This window comes from Enorma sp. (genome assembly GCF_982429025.1).
Window position 1 is genome coordinate 1 of the sequence record NZ_CEWCAA010000087.1, and the last position, 2,593, is coordinate 2,593.

Below are 2,593 nucleotides of genomic sequence, written 5' to 3' on the forward strand. Positions count from 1 at the left end.
TGCTTATTGCGCCGTTTTTGCTACACCGTTCCACGCTCCACTGCTACAGCGTTCCATGGCAGACTGCCACGTAGCAATGCGGGTTGCTCTGATTGCGAGGGGCGCGCAAGCGCCCCTCTTGGCCAATACGGCCGGTTATGCTCTTAGCCGATGCGCTTGCGCATTGACTCGTCGCCTTCAATATGGATGACGTCCGACCGATAGACTATGCGGTCGATGACGGCATCTGCGATTGCTCCTTCCCCGAGCTTTGAATGCCAGCCTGCTGGCGAGAACTGCGAGCAAATCAATAAGGACCCGCTGCGCAAGCGCGCCTCGACTATCTCTAAAAGCTCGCGCGCCGCCTTCCCCTCGAGCTTTTCCAAAAGCCAATCGTCCAGTATCAGCAAGTCGCATTTCGTGTAGCGCTTCTTCGCCTTGAGCCAATCCTCGTTCTTGCTCACGTTCAGCTCGTCGAGCATTTCGGGCAACCGGACGTACCTTACGCTGAAGAAGGCGTTGCAGGCCGCCACCCCGAGCGCGCAGGCAATCCAGCTCTTGCCGGCGCCCGACGCGCCCGTGATCACGACGTTGCGGTGGCCTCTTATCCATGTGCAGTTGGACAGCTCTATCAGTTTCGTGCGGTCGAGCTTGCGATCCGCGTCGTAGCGGACATCGGCAATGTTCGCCTCGGGATCGGAGAAGCCGGCCTGGCGCAACAGCCTCGTCCTCCTGTTGATGCGGCGCGCGTCCCATTCGGCATCGACTATCATGGCGAACCTCTCGTCGAAGGTCATCTCTGCCACTCCTTGCGATTCCTCCTGGTCGCGATACGCTTGCGCCATCACCGACATCCTCATGCCATAGAGTTTGTCCATCGTCGTCTGGCTCGCCGTCATTATTCATCGTCCCCCTCGCTCAAGTTCCGGTAGTAGTCGCCTCCGCGCAGATACGCTCCGGCGTTTTGGTCCTCGGGCCCTGCGGCCCCCATCTCCGAGATAATCGATTTGATCGTCTTGTAGCTCGGCCTGGGCGTTAGAGAGCAGGCCTTGGCGCACGCCTGCTCGAGCATCTCCCTTCCGTGCTTCTTCGCGAGCGCCAGCACCGCGCGGCACGAGCGGTAGGACTGCTGCTCGATCTTGCGCGACCTCAAGATGGCATCGACGGCTTCCCCGCAGGACGGGCCGATCCCGGCCGCCCATTTACGGAAGCGCTTCGCGTCCCACTCCACAAAGTCGCGATGGGAATCGGGCATGTGGTCGGGGTTGGTGCGGTAGCTTCCCCTAGGGCCGTAGATGCGCTCGTGCATGGCGATTCGCTCGCCGTCGCAGGCCACCCAAACAGCGGATCTGGTGGCGCATAGCTCCACCTCGCGCTTGACGTAGCTGAACGGAACCGAGTACCAGCATCCGTCAAACGAGACGTGGTAGTTAAAATTAACAGTGACAACCTTGCGGGTAACCATCTCGTAGGGCTTGCCCGGCAGCGGGATGAGCAGCGGCTTCTCTTGGCGGACGAAGACCTCATCCCTGCTGCCCTCGCGCTTCTGGAACGGACGGGCGTTGATCTCGCGCACCTTCTCCAAAAGAGCCTCGTTCAGCTGCCGGAGAGAGGTGAACAGCTGGTTGCGAAGGGGCGCGATGGCGCGCTGCTCGATGACCCTCACGCTCATCTCCACCGCCCCCTTGTCCCTCGGCCTCCTGGGGCGCGCGGGCACGACGGCGCACCCGTAGTACTCGGCCATCCTGCGGTACTGCTCGTTGATCACGAGCTCTTCGACGGTGTTCTTGACGACGCCCTGCTTGAGGTTGTCGGGAACCACTATCGGCACGCTGCCGCCGAAGAAGGCGAAGGCGTGGACGTGGGCCTCGACCCAGGACTCCGCTCTCATGTTGTAGGCGCCCTCGGCGAACATCTCGCCCGAATAGGGCAAGCACGCCACGAAGACGTAGACTTTGCGCGCCTCGCCGGTGTCGGCGTCGAGCACCTCCATGGTGTCGCCGACGTAGTCGACCTGCATCTCCTGGGCGGGTTTGCGCTCGATGCGCATGGAGACCTTGTTGGCGGCCGCCCAGGCGCGGTGCTTCTGGCAGAAGGCGGAGTACAGGTAGGGTTCCATGCCCGATGCCAGGGCGTCCTCGCAGTACTCCCTCCAAAGCGTCAGCATGGTCATGCCGGGACGGTTCATCTCCTTGTCGATGCGGGGATGGTCGATCTCCGCCTTCGACATATCGGATCGCTCCTTTGCCGGATAGATGACGGCTCGAATCGCCGCATCGTTCATCTCCTCCGGCAAGGGCCACTCGAGGCCGTGCGCCTTCGCGCGGGTGGTCACCGCCCTTACCGTTGCGGTGGAGCACCTGCACGAGAACGCTGTGTTCCTGACACTCACCCCCATCGCCCTTTGCCGAAGTATTTCTCTGTACTTGACCATTTTTTCTTCCTTTCTCGCAATGGTCCGATGGGCACTTTTGTGCCCATCGGAATTGTGGCGGAAAAGGAAGCGCCCCTTTCGGGGCGCGTGGCAATTTAGATTGTTAGGGTGTGGCAGTCTGCCATGGAGCGCTGTAGCAGTGGAGCGTGGAACGGTGTAGCAAAAGCGCTGCAATAGTCA

2 protein-coding genes are annotated in these 2,593 nt (G+C 61.2%); both read right to left on the reverse strand.

The window, feature by feature from the left end:
* Positions 1-143: 143 nt before the first annotated feature.
* Positions 144-878, reverse strand: a complete 735-nt coding sequence (locus AC1VS5_RS09520) for an ATP-binding protein (protein ID WP_009307277.1) — start codon at positions 876-878, stop codon at positions 144-146.
* Positions 878-2,413 (reverse strand): IS21 family transposase, encoded by a 1,536-nt coding sequence (gene istA / locus AC1VS5_RS09525; RefSeq protein ID WP_009307278.1) that lies wholly within the window; start codon positions 2,411-2,413, stop codon positions 878-880. The genes AC1VS5_RS09520 and istA overlap by 1 nt, the downstream gene beginning before the upstream one ends.
* Between the last annotated feature and the right edge of the window lie 180 nt (positions 2,414-2,593).